Genomic DNA, 16602 nt, shown 5'->3' with positions numbered 1-16602 from the left:
ACCCGAAACCCTTGAAACCATGGCTGTCGTAACTCTCGCCGAAATGATGGAGGCTGGTGCCCACTTTGGGCACCAAACTCGCCGCTGGAACCCGAAGATGTCGCGCTACATCTACTGCGCGCGCAACGGTGTCCACATCATTGACCTCGTGCAAACCGCCGTTTGCATGAACAACGCCTACAAGTGGACCCGCAGTGCCGCCCGCAGCGGCAAGCGTTTTCTGTTTGTCGGCACCAAGAAGCAGGCCTCTGAAGTGATTGCCCTGGAGGCCACCCGCTGTGGTGCCTCCTATGTGAATCAGCGCTGGCTGGGCGGCATGCTCACCAACTGGACCACAATGCGGGCCAGGATTGATCGCCTCAAAGATCTGGAGCGCATGGAGAGCTCCGGTGCCATCGCGATGCGTCCCAAGAAGGAAGCTGCCGTGCTGCGCCGGGAGCTGGAGCGCCTCCAGAAGTATCTCGGTGGCCTGAAAAACATGCGCCGCCTGCCTGATGTGGTGGTGCTGGTTGACCAGCGCCGAGAGTCGACCGCCGTGCTCGAGGCCCGCAAGCTCGACATTCCCCTGGTGTCGATGCTCGACACCAACTGTGATCCCGACCTCTGCGATGTGCCCATTCCCTGCAACGACGACGCCGTTCGTTCCGTGCAGTTAGTGCTGGGTCGCCTGGCCGATGCGATTAACGAAGGCCGCCATGGCTCCAATGAGCAGGGCCGCGACGACGACGCCTGAGTAACCATCTAATTCTTATTGTCGGATCTAATCCACTTCAATCCACCCCATGACCATGGCTGAGATTTCAGCGAAATTAGTAAAAGAGCTGCGCGACAAAACGGGCGCAGGAATGATGGACTGCAAAAAAGCCCTGTCCGAAAATGGCGGGGATACCACCAAGGCCACCGAATGGCTGCGCCAAAAGGGCATTGCCACTGCGGAGAAGAAGGCTGGCCGCACCGCCGCTGAGGGCTCCATTGGCAGCTATATCCACACCGGTGCACGGGTTGGCGTGCTGGTCGAAGTCAACTGCGAAACCGACTTCGTCGCCCGTGGCGAGGCCTTCCAGGAACTGCTGCGCAATGTGGCGATGCAGATTGCGGCATGCCCCAACGTGGAATATGTCTCCGTAGATGAGATTCCAGCAGCGGTCTCCGATCGCGAGAAGAAAATCGAGATGGGCCGCGACGACCTAGACGGCAAGCCCGAACAGATGAAGGTGAAGATCGTCGAAGGCCGCATTGGCAAGCGGCTGAAGGAACTGGCCCTGCTGGACCAGCCCTACATCAAGGACAGCACCATCAACGTTTCCGAATTGGTCAAGCAGGTGGCGGGCAAGGTGGGAGAAAACATCCAGGTGCGTCGCTTCACCCGCTTCACCCTGGGAGAGGGGATTGAGGTTGAGAAAATGGACTTCGCCGCTGAGGTTGCCGCCATGGGCGGCGCTTCTTGATAGCTTCCATTTACCTCCTGCATCGCCACTGAGCTTCCTGATATGGATCTGCTCGTCGATGCCAGGCTGGAGCTGGAGCGCTTTGGTGAGCAGCTGAGTAGCAGCAATCCCGAGCTCTATCGCCATCTGGCCCTCTACCTTCAAGTCCTGCGTCAAGGCCTGTTGAACTCGCTTCAGCAGGCCTGTTTTCATGTCTCAACCCAGATTGATCCCCAGCGGTATTTGCAGCTATCGCAGCGGCGGCGGCAGCATCTTCACCTGCGATTAATCAGCCTGGCAAGCCGCGCCAGCAGCCTGCTCACGGTTGAGCAGCTCTGCCAGCTAGCCAACCAAATGCATAAAAATCGGCTCCGCAGCCACCGCAACCGCCAGCAAAGGCTGTTTGAGGCCCTGCAGGGTCAAGGCACCAACGATGGGCAGATTTCCTCCCAGGGCCATGGCAACTCCCTTAATCCATCCTTTAGACCACCAGAGGGATCAGTAAACCTGGGCCTGGCCCTGCCCCTGGGGCGCAATTTTTTGGGCGAAACCGGCCTGGCAGCCTTAATGCCCAGCGAAGGTGTCGATCGGCTCCGCTCCGATGGCCCCCAGGAGGATGAACTCCCGGTGATTGACCAGCCGGGCGCACTCGAGGCGATGGCGGCAGTATTTAGTGAGGCCTTTTCCAGCTTCGATGATTCCCCTGAGGCCATCACCCCCTGGGATGGGGGGCAATTGCCAGTTAATCCAGCCACCCTGCTGCGCTGGCTAGAGGGCTACGAGCGGGCCCTGGTCCAACGGCTGCGCAACCTTTCCCATGCCGTGAATGTGGAGTTGTTGCGCCAGGAGGTCACCTCCAGCCTGTTGCCGGTTTCACTGCTGGATGCCGTGCTGCAGGGGCAAATGGATCCCCTCACGGCACCGGCAAATGTGCTGCGTCTACAGCTGCCCCTGATGGCCGAGGATTCGGCACCCTCCATGGAATCGGTTGCAGTTTTGCTGCGGCTTGCTGATCTTGAACAAGACCAGCCCAAATTGCGCACCTGCCGTTCCCGACTCCAACAGCACCGCCAGGAGGTACGCAGAATGGCCCAGCAATATCGTCGACTTGAGCGGCGGGTCCAAGCATTGGAGGCGGAAAAGCTTTGGCTGCAGGACATCTCCACAGCCAAGAACTCCTAGGTGCCCAGCCGCTAAACGATTGGCTTAAAACCCTTCAGCAGGCCCTCCAACTGGAGGCAGATAGGGGCTTTACCAATCTCCAGGGGCGGCAGGAGCGATTTAACAGCTTCATGGTCCGCTGCCTTGGCGACGGTCCGCCGCTGGCTGGGTTGCAATTAACCGCATCGGAGCTAAGGCCTGAGGTCGCTGCGGCGCTCCTGCGCCTAGGGGAGCTGGGTGCAGCATTTCAGGCCTATGAATCCCAGTCTCTTTCGAGGCGCCAGACCCTGGTGCGCCAAAGCCGGGAGCGGCTGCACCAGTTGCGCCAGGTCCTGCAGCCCCCATCCCCAGTTGGGCCGCCAAGGTTGCGCCTGCCCGAGCACATAAATGGCCCAGCCAAGGGAGCGGGGGGCACGAACTCCTGGGGCAACCTTGATCCCGATGCCCCCTTGGCAGAGATCAAGGGCGTCGGGCCAAAAACAGCCACTCGGCTAGCCCAGCTTGGTCTGTTTGTAGTCAGAGATTTGGTGCACTATTACCCGCGCGACTATCTCGACTACGGCAATTTGGTCAGGATCATGCAGCTGGAGCCAGGCCGTACCGCCACCATCGTCGCCACGGTGCGGCGCAGTAATGCATTCGCCAGCCCCCGCAATCCCAACCTCTCGATCCTGGAGCTCCATCTCGCCGACATCACAGGCAAAATCCGGGTCAGCCGCTTTTTTGCGGGCAAGCGTTTCTCCACACCAGCCTGGCTAAAGGGTCAGCAACGGCTGTTTCCCCCCGGGGCCACCGTGGCCGTAAGTGGCTTAGTCAAGGAAACCCCCTACGGCCCTGGTTTTACCGATCCCCTGATGGAGGTGCTGGAGAGTCCCAATGCTCCAGTGCAGTCGGAAAGTATCGGCAGGCTTCTGCCGGTCTACGGCCTCACCGAGGGGCTGGGGGCCGATCGACTGCGCTCAGCCCTTTCCTCAGTGTTGCCCCTGGTGCGGGGCTGGACAGATCCCCTGCCAGAGGCCATTAAACTGGCCCAGGGCCTGATTGGCAGGTCGGAGGCACTCCAACTAATCCACCAGCCAAAAGACCAGGTAAATCTGCAGGCCAGCCGTCGCCGCCTGATCTTTGACGAATTCCTATTGCTCCAACTCGGCCTGCTGCAGCGCAGGCACCAGCTGCGCCAGCGGCCGGCCCCAGTCCTGAGTATTGCCCCTGGCCGTGATGCCCTCGTCCAACGTTTTCTCGAGCTGTTGCCCTTTGCCCTCACCGGCGCCCAGGAAAGGGTGCTGGCCGAGATTCGCCAGGATCTGCTGCGACCCCAGCCCATGGCCCGGCTGGTCCAGGGGGATGTGGGCAGCGGTAAAACCGTCGTGGCCCTGGCCTCGCTCCTCAGTGCCATTGAGGCCGGTTGCCAGGGGGCACTGATGGCGCCCACGGAGGTGCTGGCGGAACAGCACTTCCAGAAACTGGCGGAGTGGCTGCCCCAGCTCCATGTGACAACAGCCCTGCTTACGGGATCAACGCCGGCTGCCCGCCGCCGGGAATTGCTTCAGGACCTAGTCAATGGCCAGCTCCAACTCCTGGTGGGCACCCATGCCCTGCTGGAGGATCCGGTTCAATTTGCCCGCCTTGGTTTGGTGGTGGTGGATGAGCAGCACCGCTTTGGGGTGCGCCAACGCAACCGGTTGCTGGCCAAGGGCCTCCAGCCCCATCTGCTGACCATGACCGCCACACCCATACCGAGGACCCTGGCCCTTTCAGTTCATGGCGACCTGGATGTGAGTCAAATAGACGAACTACCGCCAGGTCGCCAGCCAATCAAGACCCTGATGCTCAAGGGCGGAAGACGGGAGCAGGCCTATGGCCTGGTTAGGGAGCAGGTGAATCTGGGTCAGCGGGCCTACGTGGTTTTGCCGCTGGTGGATGAATCGGAAAAGCTTGACCTGCGATCGGCCGTGGAGGTGCACCGCCAACTGCGTGATGAGATATTCCCGGATCTCAGGGTGGGCCTGCTACACGGCAGGCTGAATAGTGCCGATAAACAGGCGGCCATTGGCGCCTTTGCCAGGGGCGAAACCCAGGTTTTGGTTAGTACCACCGTGGTGGAGGTGGGAGTGGATGTGCCAGAGGCCAGCGTGATGGTGATCGAGCACGCAGAGCGCTTTGGCCTGGCCCAATTGCACCAATTGCGGGGCCGGGTGGGCCGGGGCGCAGCCGCCTCCTACTGCCTATTGATCAACGACAGCAGCAATCCCCAGGCCAGGCAACGACTTGATGTCCTGGTGCGCACCAGTGATGGCTTTGAAATCGCCGAAATGGATCTGCGCCTTAGGGGACCTGGCCAGGTTTTGGGAACCCGCCAATCTGGCCTGCCAGATCTCGCCCTTGCCAGCCTCACCGATGATGGGGAAGTCCTGGAGTTGGCCCGCCAGGTGGCCCAGCAGATCACATCTCAGGATCCCGAATTGACCTCCCATCAGGGTTTGGCCGGGGCCCTTGCCGACCAACGCCGGCGCCACATTGAACAGGCCTCAAGACTCAACTGATAGTCACCAACCATCGCCGCCATGGCAAATGCCCCAAATGTCAGGCCCTGGCACCAGGTTGAGATAGCCGAAAGTGGGGAACCGTTAATTGATATCCCCAGCCAATTCCACCGGCTTGAACCCCACCCCTATCAATCCCTTGGTGCGCCCTATGGCCGGGGCTTAAGTCCCTTTCGGCTTCGCCAAGGGGTGGTGCAAAGGCTGCTTGCCGCCCAGGCCCAATTGCAATCCCACCATCCAGATTGGCGATTGGCGATTTTTGATGGTTGGCGCCCGGTGGAGGTACAGGCCTTCATGGTGGAGCATGCGTTTCAAACGGAATGCGCTAGCCGCGGCCTGGGCCTGCAAAGCAGCCCAGCGGCACTCGATGCGGTGAGAGCGGAGATTGGGCGCTTTTGGGCACCGGCCAGCGAAGATCCCCTCAGCCCCCCACCCCATAGCACTGGGGCTGCGGTTGATCTCACCCTGGCTGAAATCGATGGCCGACCTCTCACGATGGGGGGCGACATCGATGCGATTGGTTCGATTTCCGAACCAAACCACTACGGCACCATGGCGATAACCAATCCGGAATCTCCTGAAGGCCAGTGGCACCGGCAGAGGCAATTGCTTGCGGCCGCCATGGCCTCGGCTGGTTTTGCCCAACACCCCAATGAGTGGTGGCATTTCAGCCATGGGGACCAGCTGTGGGCCTGGCGCAGTAAACAACCCATGGCCTGCTACGGCAGGGCTCCTGCCTAATGGGCCAGCAGCTGCTCGACGGCGGGGCGACCCGAGCGCTCAACAAATTCCCCGAAACTGCGGCGTCCGCCGGCATCCTTCCAGGCCCTAAGCAGGGGCTCAAGGGTGGTTTCCAGCTGGTCGAGGGGCATTTTCTCGAGGTAAGGCTCGGCCAGCCGGCTGAGGTTGGGTGTGCCCCCCAGCCAAAGCTGGTATTGATCTAGCCCGCTGCCCACCAATCCAATCTCGGCCATGTAGGGGCGGGCGCAGCCATTGGGACAACCGGTCATGCGCACCAGTACGGACCGCTCAATGCCAAGGCTGGCGAATTGGCGCTCCAGGCGCTCCAAAACGCTTGGAAGGATGCGTTCAGCCTCCGTAACGGCTAGGCCACAGAGCGGTAGTGCCGGACAGGCAATGGCATGGCGGGCGAGGGGTGCCGGTGCATCAGGCGCTTCAAAGCCAAGCTTGACTAGGGCGTCGCGCACGGTTTTGCGCTGGGCATTACCGATGTTGCAGAGGAGTAGGTCTTGGTTGGGGGTTACGCGCACCTCTAGTTGGTAGGTCTCAACCAAACTCCTCAGGCCCCGCTTCAAGTCACCCGCCAGGCGGCCGCAGAGAATTGGTATTCCAATGAACCAAAGGCCCGCACTTTGGCGCTGCCAACCCAGGTAATCCTCGAGCTTGGCCTTTGGCTCTACCCGCATCCCCTTGATGGGGTGCTTGAAGTATTTCTCCTTTAATTCAGCCCTAAACCAGTTGACGCCCCGATCTTGAATCAGATATTTCATCCGGGCATGGCGGCGCTGTTGCCTGTCTCCGAAATCTCGCTGAAGGGCAACGATTGCCTGAATTAAATCGAGCACATCTGGGTAGGCCACGTAGCCCAGGGGATCCGCCGTGCGCGCAAAGGTCTCCTCCTTGTTGTGGGTGCGGCCCATGCCACCGCCCACATAGACATTGCAACCCTGGGGCCGGCCCTGGGGATCGCAAAACAGCACCAGCCCGATGTCCTGGGTGAGCAGGTCCACGGAGTTGTCGCCCGGCACAGTGACGGCCACCTTGAATTTTCTGGGCAGGTAGGTGCTGCCGTAGAGGGGTTCAGAGCCATCGCCACTGAAGACCGCACCTTCCTGCTGGCGTGCCTTGACCTTCTTAACTGCTGCTGCCGGCTTGATTCTGTAGCTGAGATCCCCATCTACCCAGAGGTCGAGGTAGGAGCCCTCCGCTGCCTGGGGTGTGAGCAGGTCGGCAATTTGATCCGCTAATTCACGGGCAGCCGGGTAGCCACCACGTTCAAAGGGGGCGGCGGGAGCCATCACATTGCGGTTGATATCCCCACAGGCCGCCAGGGTGGAGCCCATGTGACGCACGATTGTGCCAATCACCTCCTTGAGATCAGCCTTGGCAATTCCATGCATTTGGAATGCCTGCCTGGTGGTGGCCCTGAGGGTGCCGTTACCGAGCTCTTCCGCCAAGGTATCGATCGCCAAATAAAGCGACGGAGGGATGCGGCCGCCGGGGCTGCGGAGGCGCAGCATCATCTGCCAGTCCTTTTCCTCGCCCTTGCGTCTGTTCTCCCGGTTGTCCTGCTGATAACTGCCGTGAAACTTCAGGATTTGGACGGCCCCCTCGGTGAAGTTGGGAGCTCCATTGGCCAACTCACTCAGGAGCGGTTCCTTGAGATGGCCACTGGCGGCCTTGAGCTGCTCAAACTTTGTTGGTGCAGTGGCGGAGCCAATATCTGCTGCGCTTTGCCCCTTATCCACAGCGCTTACAGAGCATCGATTTCGATCGACCGTAGCGAACCAATGGGGCTTTAGGGCACCAAAACATAGAGTTGTTGGTTGATGTCTTGAGCCGCTTGTCGACCTTCCTGCTGGAGATCGGGACCGAGGAGCTGCCCGCAGATTTTGCCCGCCTGGCCCTGCCCCAGTTGGAGGCCCTGGTGCGCAGGGATCTCGGAACCGCCAGGTTGTCGCACGCAGAGCTGGATTGCACCAGCACCCCGCGCCGATTGGCGGTGGTGGTGAGCGGGCTGCTGGCAGCCCAGCCCGATCTGGAGGAGGAGCGCAAGGGGCCGCCGGCCTCCCAGGCCTTTAAGGACGGAAATGCCACCCAGGCCGCCCTGGGTTTCGCCAGTCGCTGTGGAGTTGAGCCATCAGATCTAGAGGTGCGCGAAACGCCCAAGGGTCCCTTTGTCTTTGCCCGTTGCCTGGAGCCGGGAAGGCCCAGTGCTGAGGTTCTTGCCGAGTTGATTCCCCAGTGGCTGCTGGCCCTCCAGGGGCGGCGCTTCATGCGTTGGGGGGAGGGTGACGCCCGCTTTTCCCGTCCGCTGCGCTGGTTGGTGGCACTCCTGGATGCCGACGTAATCCCGCTCACCCTGGCCGATTGTGATCCCCCGATCAGCAGTGGTCGCCAGAGCCGAGGCCACCGACTCAGCTGCGGGGCCGTTGATTTGCCCTCGGCAGATCAGTACCAATCTGTGCTTCAGCAGGCTGGGGTGCTGGTCAGCCGCAGTGGCCGCTCGAACCTGATCAATAACGCTGTGGCTGAAGCGGCTGGGCGCCTTTCGGCCGTAGCAGATTTCCCCCCCTCCCTGGCCGATGAACTGACTGATCTGGTGGAGGCCCCGCTGCTGATCGAAGGCCAAATTGACGACCATTACCTGGCCCTTCCCGCCGAGGTGCTGGGCACGGTGATGCGCTCCCACCAGCGCTATGTGCCCCTTTATCGCCCCGGCAACGCTCCAGACCCCCTCGCCCCCGATGCCAGAGACACCCTGTTACCCCAGTTTTTGTGCATTGGCAATGGCTCAGCCGATGCGGCCGATACCGTCCGCCGAGGTAATGAGAGGGTCCTGAGGGCCCGGCTCGACGATGCCCAGTTTTTTGTCGAGGCCGATCTGGCCACAGCCAGCATCGATCGCCGAGAAAAATTAGCGAGGGTCACCTTTGCTGAGGGCTTGGGCAGCCTGAGGGATCGCACCGAACGATTGGAGTGGCTCACCGATTTATTGCTTGAGCAACTAGCCCTGCCAAGCTATACGGCAGGCCATGCGCGCAGGGCTGCCCATCTCTGCAAGCACGACCTGGTTAGCCAGATGGTGGGCGAATTTCCAGAACTTCAGGGGGTAATGGGCGGCAAGTACCTATTGGCCGAGGGTGAACAGCGGCAGGTGGCCCTGGCGGTACTTGAGCACTACCTGCCCAGGGGCGCGGGTGATGCCCTGCCGGGCTCCGATGCCGGTGCCGTGGTGGCCCTGGCGGAGCGACTCGAGCTGCTCCTGAGCATTTATGCCAAGGGGGAGCGCCCAAGCGGCTCCTCCGATCCCTATGCCCTGCGGCGCGCTGGTAATGGAATCCTGCAAATCCTCTGGGATCGCAGCTGGCGCCTTGATATACAGAGTGTTCTGCGGCGCTCAACGGCCCGTTGGAGCGAACTGTTTAGCCATTTCACAGTGGATGCCCCTGGCCTGGCAGCGGAACTGGGCGAGTTCCTGCGCCTGCGACTGGTCAGCCTGCTAGAGGAGCAGGGCTGCGACCTGGATTTGCTCCAAGCAGTGGCTGGTGAGGGAGTGGACATTGATCGGGTGCTGGTCGATCCGGCCGATGCCCGTGCACGCGCCGACCTACTTGCGGCCCTTAGAAAGAGCGGTGAACTGACAAGTGTTCAGGCCGTGGTGAACCGGGCCGCCCGCCTGGCCGAGAAGGGGAACCTGGCTGGATCAGTCATTAGCCCCCAAGGCCTGGTGGATCCGCTCCTGTTTGAGAAGGCAAGTGAGGCAGCGATGCTCGAGGTGCTCGAACAACTGGCACCCATCGCCGCCAGCCAAGGCGTGGCTCGCTACGCCGAATTGGCAAGGGTTCTTGCCGCTAGCCGCGGGGCCCTAGCGGCATTTTTTGATGGCGATCAAAGCGTGATGGTGCTGGCCGATGTGCCGGCGGTGCGGGCCAACCGGCTCAATCTTCTTGGCGTACTTACTAACCAAGCAGCCGTATTAGCGGATTTTAGCCGCATCAGTGGCTGATCAGGGCTAGGTGGTTGGCCACCTTTAATTAGCCCTTGCCCGCCAGTACAGGCTCCCTCTCATCGGTTTGGGCGGGCACCTTGATGCCTCCCTTAATTGCACCTAGGGCGAGCATTGCCATGGCATCTTCCTCGGTGCGCACCGCACTGGCCACCGGCTTGTAGGAAGCGGGGGCTAGGGCATTTCCCCGAAGCACCGAGCCGAGGGTCAGCAGGGACAACTTAATTTGCTGCCACGGATTCATCATCACCACGCGCTTATAGAGATAGCTATCAAAGGTGAGACGCTGTACATCCTTGTCGTCGCACATTTCCACGAAGGCTTCGCGGGCTGCGTCGTTGCGATAGAAGATATTTTGCAGAATTTCCAGCACTTTATAGGTGGCGCCATATTGGCGATCCCATTTTTTGATGTAGACCTTCAGATCCTTTTCAGTGGGAACCTTTGAACCGTTGGCACTGGCAGCCACGATCTGTTCGGCGCACATGCGGCCGCTCTTGGCGGCAAAATAGATGCCTTCGCCAGAGCTCTTAGTTACGTAGCCAGCGGCATCCCCCACCAGTGCCATGCGGCCCACGACCCTGCGGGGCCTGGGATGCTCTGGAATTGGGTGGGCTTCTACCTTGATGACTTCGCCATTGAGCAACCGTTTTTTGGCACGCTCCCGGATGCCCACCTGAAGGCTTTTGATGAGAGATTGATTCTCTTGCATGGTGCCAGTACCGACTGCCACGTGGTCGTACTTAGGAAATACCCAGGCGTAGAAATCCGGAGATACGTCTGTGCCCACATACATCTCAGCCAGACTTTCATAATATTTCATTTCCTCGGGGGGCAACTTAATGCGCTCCTGAAACGCAATCGCCACGTTGTAATCGCCAGCATCCATGGCCTTGGCAACTCTGCTATTGGCACCATCGGCTCCAATGATTACGTCTACCTCGAGGGTTTTTGCCTCGCCGGTAGCTTCTCCTGAAGCATAATCTGAGTAGGTCAGGGTATAGGGGCCCTGGCGTTTGCTACCCGTATCTATTTTTGTAACCAAGCCATTAACCAGTTGGGCTCCTAGATCGGCGGCCCGATTACGGAGGAAGGCATCCATCACTTCCCTGCGGCACATGCCGATGTATTCACCTTCGTTTTCTAGATTGATATCCACCTCCCGATTTGAGGGGGAAATCATTTTCATATTTCTAACCTTGCGGTCAATGATCGAGTCTGGAAGTTCAAACTCGTCAACCATGCAGAGCGGTATGGCACCACCGCAGGGTTTGGCATTGTCGAGCTTGCGCTCAAAGATCCAGGTCGCAATGCCCGCCTTGGCGAGCACTTCAGCCGCACAGGAGCCGCTTGGACCGCCGCCAACCACTGCGACACGCAACATCAGAAAACCGCTCCGCCTTAATTCAGTCGGGGTGGAAGCTAACACCGATGCCCCATGCACTGCTGGGCAATCGGGGCTTCCCACCTAGGATCTTTACTGCTTTGGGCGCAGCTCAGGTGAATGGTGCCAAGCGGGGGCGAGCAGCACAGCAGGGTGTCGACGACATCCCCGTAGCCCATCGCTCTACCCCAAAATCCTCCAGCCGGGCCAGCGGATTTTCACCGCTGGCTAACGCAGTGGCCGCAATGGTGGTGGTGCTGACTGCGTTGGCCCTGATTTTCCCCCAGCCCCTGCGGCGTCTACTGGGGCCACCCCCCATCCAGGGGCTCAATGCCCGCCCTGGCATAGATGGTCGCTTGCTCGGACATTTTCCCTATGGCGAGATCAGGAGCCGCGAATTGACGCCGATTGCGCCCGGTATTGAGCTCCAACGGGATGCGGCTGAATCCTTCGCCGCCATGCAGGCAGCGGCAGCTGCTGAAGGTATGGATTTGGTGGTTTTAAGTGGCTATAGATCAACTTCCCTGCAAAAGCACCTCTTTTTTGATGTCAAGGCTGAACGGAACCAGACCGCCCGCGAAAGGGCCCTCGTCAGTGCACCTCCTGGCTATTCAGAGCACGCCACGGGCTTTGCCCTCGACATCGGTGACGGCAATGCGGCTGGTACAAATTTGTCCCAGTCGTTTGACCAGACCGCAGCCTTTGCCTGGCTTCAGGCCAATGCGGCCCGCTATCAATTCGCCCTTTCCTTCCCCAGATCCAATGCCCAAGGGGTCAACTACGAGCCCTGGCACTGGCGCTATGAGGGCAGTACGGATGCCCTGAAGGTCTTTGAGCCGGCCCAGCGTCTTGCCAAATGATGGCTGAGCTACCAACGCCTACTTCCGCAGCCTTCACCCCTGAACTGCTCTCACCTGCAGGCAATTGGGATGCACTCAAGGCAGCCGTGGCCAATGGGGCCGACGCCGTCTATTTCGGAGTTGAGGTCTTCAACGCCCGGATGCGGGCCGCAAATTTCCAGCTAGCCGAACTGCCAGCCGTAATGGATTGGCTGCACCGGCGTGGCGTGAAGGGTTTCTTGACGGTCAACGTGCTGGTCTTTACAGCTGAGCTAGAGGAAGCGGCCCAGTTGCTACTGGCTGCATCGACGGCGCAGGTGGATGCCCTAATTGTCCAGGACATAGGCCTGGCGATGCTTGCCAGATCCCTGACTCCAGGCCTGGCAATCCACGGTTCCACCCAGATGTCGATCACCAGTGCGGCAGGGGTGGCCCAGGCCGCCGCCCTCGGTTGTGTGCGGGTGGTGCTGGCCCGGGAGCTGGCCCTGAAGGATTTGGGCAGGATCCAGAACCAACTCAAGCAACGCCAGTTGGCGATGCCCCTGGAGGTGTTTGTCCACGGAGCACTATGTGTGGCCTATTCAGGCCAGTGCCTCACCAGCGAGGCCCTGGGCCAGCGCAGTGCCAACAGGGGGGAGTGTGCCCAGGCCTGCAGGCTTCCCTATGCCCTGATCGTCGATGGCCAGGAGCAGGATCTCGGCGACCAGCGCTATCTGCTTTCCCCCCAGGATCTTTCCGCCTGGGAACTTCTACCTGAGCTGGCAGGTATCGGCATTGCCAGCCTAAAAATTGAGGGAAGACTCAAGGACGCCGCCTATGTGGCAGCAGTCACGGATCTCTACCGCCGAAGCCTTGATCGGATCGAGCTGGGGGGCATGCGAGAGGAGCAGCGGGCAATCCATAGGCAAAGCATGGAGCTCAGCTTTTCCCGGGGCCTGGGCACGGGTTGGCTAGGGGGGGTGGACCACAGGCAATTGGTCCATGGCCGCTGGAGCAAAAAGCGTGGGCCCCTAGTCGGCCAGCTCAAGAGCATCGAAAAGGATGGTTGGTGGCTACTTGAAACCTCAGCAAACCTCAAGCCCGGGGATGGCCTGGTTTGGGAATGTCCATCGCCAACAGCCCTGGAGGTGCCCAAGGAAATCGGTGGTCGAGTGATGGTGGTTGAGCGGCGTACATCCCGGTTGCTGGCCCTGCGCATGGGCCCAGGCAGGATCGACGCTAGGGGCCTGCAAAAGGGCAGTCCCTGCTGGCTGACCAGCGACCCTGCCTTTGAGAAGCATTGGCAACGCCTGGCCCAAACCCCCACCGCTGAGTCGCCCCAGCCCCTCCACCTGAAGGTCGTAGGCAAAAAAGGGATGCCGCTTGTGGTTTACCTGCTGGGGGAAGGGCATGGATGCTCTGAATGGCGATCCTCCACAGATCTGGAACCAGCCATGGGGCAGGCCCTAGACCGCAATCGGTTGGAGAGCCAATTGGGGAGATTGGGAGGCACGCCCTGGTTCTTGGAAAGCCTCGATCTGGATCTGGAACCCGGCCTGTTCCTGCCGATAAGTGAGCTGAACAGACTGCGCAGGCAGATTGTTGAGCAACTGGCAAATGTTGGCGAACCCCAGGCGCCAGAACTGGTTGAGAGCCTCAGCCATAACAGGCAAGAGATTGCCGGGCTGATCAGATCATTGGGGGTATCAATTGCCCATGCAAGCAGTCCGGATGATCAGCCGGAGCCGAGTCCGGAACTGGAGGCCGGGTTAGTGGTCCTGGTGCGCAGCCTCGAGCAACTAAAAGCCCTACGGGATCTGCCACTGCAAAGGGTGATCGCCGAATTGGAGCAACCCCACGAGCTGAAGGAGGCTGTTGCCCTGGGCAGGGGCTGCTGGCCAGGCGGGTTGTGGCTGGCCGGTGCCCGCATAACTAGGCCCAATGAAAGCTGGACAATCGAACCCCTGATCCAGGCCGCTGCCGATGGCTATCTGGTGCGCAATGCCGATCAACTGGAATTGCTCACCCCAATCGCCCCTTGTGTGGGCGATTTTTCGCTGAATGTGGCCAATCCGATCACTGCCGCCTGGTATCTCCAGGAATGGCAACTGGAACGGGTCACCGCCAGCTACGACCTCTGCCTTGAGCAACTGCTTGAGCTGGTGGGCGAGATACCAAAAGGTTGCGTTGAGGTGACCGTGCACCAGCACATGCCCCTCTTCCACATGGAGCATTGCCTGTTTTGTGCCTTCCTCTCGGACGGCCACGACCACACAGATTGCGGGCGTCCCTGCGAGACACACCAGGTGCTGCTCCGTGATCGCAGTGGCAGCGAACACCCCCTAAGGGCAGACCTGGGTTGTCGCAACACATTGTTCAATGGCACTGCCCAGACAGCCGCCGAAGCCCTGCCGGCCCTGCAGAGGGCTGGGGTGAGGCATTTCCGCCTTGAAATGCTCAACGAATCCGCCGCAGAGGCCCGTCAAAGGGTTGGCCAGTACGGGGCAGCGCTGAAGGGAGAGATCTCCGGACGGGAGTTGTGGCAGCGGGAACGGCTGGAAAGTCGACTTGGGGTTACTAGGGGAAGCCTCAAGGGCCGCAGCTGAAGTGATCGGACGAAGAGATACAGTGCATCCTCGGCTTCAAGGCTTGAAACGGGCTGACGAGCTTTAAATAACTTCTAGGAATTTCAACGCATGAGCGGCGCACATCCAGGCACGCCTATTCGCAATATTGCGATTATTGCCCACGTTGACCATGGCAAGACCACATTGGTGGATGCCCTGTTGAATCAATCTGGCATTTTTCGCGAGGGTGAAGCGATTCCCACCTGTGTAATGGATTCAAACGATCTTGAGCGGGAAAGGGGGATCACAATTCTGTCTAAAAATACTGCCGTCGATTACGAAGGGATCCGAATCAATATCGTTGATACGCCTGGCCACGCCGACTTTGGCGGTGAGGTTGAGCGGGTTTTGGGGATGGTCGATGGCTGCCTACTGATTGTTGATGCCAATGAGGGGCCCATGCCCCAAACCAGATTTGTATTGAAGAAGGCACTTGAAAAGGGTCTACGCCCAATTGTCTTTGTCAACAAAATTGATCGGGCTCGGGTCGATCCTGAAATTGCCGTGGACAAGGTTCTTGATCTTTTTCTAGAACTTGGCGCCGATGATGACCAGTGTGATTTCACCTACCTATTTGGTAGTGGCATGGCGGGCTATGCCAAGCCCGACATGAAGACAGAAAGCGACAATATGAAGCCTCTATTTGAAGCGATCCTCCGCCATGTACCACCCCCCGTCGGAGATCCCACAAAGCCCCTGCAGCTGCACGTAACCACCCTCGATTACAGCGACTTTCTGGGGCGGATCATGATTGGCCGGATCCACAACGGCACAATTAAGGCCGGGCAACCAGCTGCCCTTATTCGTGATGACGGCAGCATCAAACGCGGTCGGATTAGCAAGTTGCTGGGTTTTAAGGGTCTCCAGAGGGTAGAAATTGAGGAGGCCCGGGCCGGCGACCTAGTGGCAGTGGCCGGATTTGACGAAGTTAACATTGGCGAAACCATTGCCTGCCCCGACAACCCCGAAGCCCTGCCCCTGATCAAGGTTGATGAACCAACCCTGCAGATGACCTTCGTGGTCAACGATTCACCCTTCGCAGGTAAGGAAGGAAAGTTCGTAACCAGCCGCCAGCTCAGGGATCGCCTCCAGCGCGAGTTACTAACAAACGTGGCGCTTCGGGTCGAAGACACCGATTCCCCTGACCGGTTCTCCGTTAGCGGCCGGGGTGAATTACACCTCGGCATCTTAATCGAAACAATGCGCCGGGAGGGCTACGAATTCCAGGTGAGCCAGCCCCAGGTGATCTTCCGCACGATCAACGACAGCCCCCACGAACCATTTGAAACCCTCGTGATGGACGTGCCTGAGGCCGCTGTAGGGGGCTGTATTGAGCGCCTCGGAACGCGCAAGGGTGAAATGCAAAATATGGAAAATACAAACGATGGCCGCACCCAGCTGGAGTTTGTTGTGCCATCACGGGGCCTGATCGGCTTCCGTGGAGACTTCATCAGGGCTACTCGTGGTGAGGGAATCATGAGCCACTCATTCCTTGACTATCGGCGCATGCAGGGGGACATGGACAACCGCCGCAATGGCGTATTGGTGGCCTTTGAGGAAGGCACAGCCACCTTCTATGCCCTTAAGGGCGCTGAAGATCGAGGTCAATTCTTTATTACCCCTGGCACAAAGGTCTACAAGGGCATGATTGTGGGTGAACACAGCCGGCCACCGGATCTCGAGCTCAACGTCTGCAAGGCCAAGCAGGTCACAAACATCCGCTCCGCCGGCGCTGAGGTGCTCGACACCCTCCAGGCACCGATCCAGATGACCCTGGAGCGGGCCCTTGAGTACATCGGACCCGACGAAATGCTTGAGGTAACCCCTGAGTCAATCCGGCTTAGAAAGCTTCCTGCCAAGAAGGTGGCAAAGCGCTAGGGGGGATAGGCGCA

At 59.7% G+C, this 16602-nt stretch carries 11 protein-coding genes; 9 read left to right on the top strand and 2 right to left on the bottom strand.

Going from position 1 to position 16602, the window contains the following annotated elements:
* Positions 1 to 19: 19 nt before the first annotated feature.
* The 5 genes from rpsB to KBY49_RS03220 are packed head-to-tail and all read left to right on the top strand — an operon-like array spanning position 20 to position 5872.
* On the top strand, positions 20 to 733 hold the full coding sequence (gene rpsB / locus KBY49_RS03240) for a 30S ribosomal protein S2 (protein ID WP_254933319.1): 714 nt from the start codon (positions 20 to 22) through the stop codon (positions 731 to 733).
* A 55-nt stretch (positions 734 to 788) separates the two neighbouring features.
* Complete coding sequence (gene tsf / locus KBY49_RS03235) at positions 789 to 1448, top strand: translation elongation factor Ts (RefSeq protein ID WP_254933318.1); 660 nt, start codon at positions 789 to 791, stop codon at positions 1446 to 1448.
* Positions 1449 to 1490: 42 nt separating this feature from the next.
* On the top strand, positions 1491 to 2609 hold the full coding sequence (locus KBY49_RS03230; protein ID WP_254933317.1) for a hypothetical protein: 1119 nt from the start codon (positions 1491 to 1493) through the stop codon (positions 2607 to 2609).
* On the top strand, positions 2573 to 5131 hold the full coding sequence (gene recG, locus KBY49_RS03225) for an ATP-dependent DNA helicase RecG (protein WP_254933316.1): 2559 nt from the start codon (positions 2573 to 2575) through the stop codon (positions 5129 to 5131). Before KBY49_RS03230 ends, recG begins: the two co-directional genes overlap by 37 nt.
* A gap of 21 nt (positions 5132 to 5152) precedes the next feature.
* Complete coding sequence (locus KBY49_RS03220) at positions 5153 to 5872, top strand: M15 family metallopeptidase (RefSeq protein WP_254933315.1); 720 nt, start codon at positions 5153 to 5155, stop codon at positions 5870 to 5872.
* On the opposite strand, the gene sir is transcribed toward KBY49_RS03220, so the two are convergent.
* Positions 5869 to 7620 carry a sulfite reductase, ferredoxin dependent gene (sir, locus tag KBY49_RS03215; RefSeq protein ID WP_254933314.1) on the bottom strand — a complete coding sequence of 584 codons (1752 nt, stop codon included), beginning with the start codon at positions 7618 to 7620 and terminating at the stop codon, positions 5869 to 5871. The two genes, KBY49_RS03220 and sir, sit on opposite strands and share 4 nt — an antisense overlap.
* Before the next feature lie 95 nt (positions 7621 to 7715).
* On the opposite strand from sir, the gene glyS reads away from it, so the two are divergent.
* Positions 7716 to 9881 (top strand): glycine--tRNA ligase subunit beta, encoded by a 2166-nt coding sequence (gene glyS, locus KBY49_RS03210; protein WP_254933998.1) that lies wholly within the window; start codon positions 7716 to 7718, stop codon positions 9879 to 9881.
* Between the two features lie 28 nt (positions 9882 to 9909).
* Here the strand turns inward: glyS and chlP are convergent, their stop codons facing one another.
* A complete protein-coding gene (chlP, locus tag KBY49_RS03205; protein WP_254933313.1) occupies positions 9910 to 11265 on the bottom strand; it encodes a geranylgeranyl reductase in 1356 nt (451 codons plus the stop codon).
* Between the two features lie 116 nt (positions 11266 to 11381).
* Between chlP and KBY49_RS03200 the strand changes: the two genes are divergently transcribed.
* The 3 genes from KBY49_RS03200 (at position 11382) to typA (ending at position 16588) form a co-directional block, all read left to right on the top strand.
* On the top strand, positions 11382 to 12125 hold the full coding sequence (locus KBY49_RS03200) for a D-alanyl-D-alanine carboxypeptidase family protein (RefSeq protein WP_254933312.1): 744 nt from the start codon (positions 11382 to 11384) through the stop codon (positions 12123 to 12125).
* Positions 12125 to 14689, top strand: coding sequence for a U32 family peptidase (locus tag KBY49_RS03195; RefSeq protein ID WP_254933311.1), 2565 nt, complete (start codon positions 12125 to 12127; stop codon positions 14687 to 14689). Before KBY49_RS03200 ends, KBY49_RS03195 begins: the two co-directional genes overlap by 1 nt.
* Before the next feature lie 90 nt (positions 14690 to 14779).
* Complete coding sequence (gene typA, locus KBY49_RS03190; protein ID WP_254933310.1) at positions 14780 to 16588, top strand: translational GTPase TypA; 1809 nt, start codon at positions 14780 to 14782, stop codon at positions 16586 to 16588.
* Positions 16589 to 16602: the final 14 nt, after the last annotated feature.

Source organism: Cyanobium sp. WAJ14-Wanaka (assembly GCF_024345375.1).
In the GTDB taxonomy this organism is placed as follows: domain Bacteria; phylum Cyanobacteriota; class Cyanobacteriia; order PCC-6307; family Cyanobiaceae; genus Cyanobium_A.
This window is presented reverse-complemented; position numbering and strand designations above follow the sequence as displayed.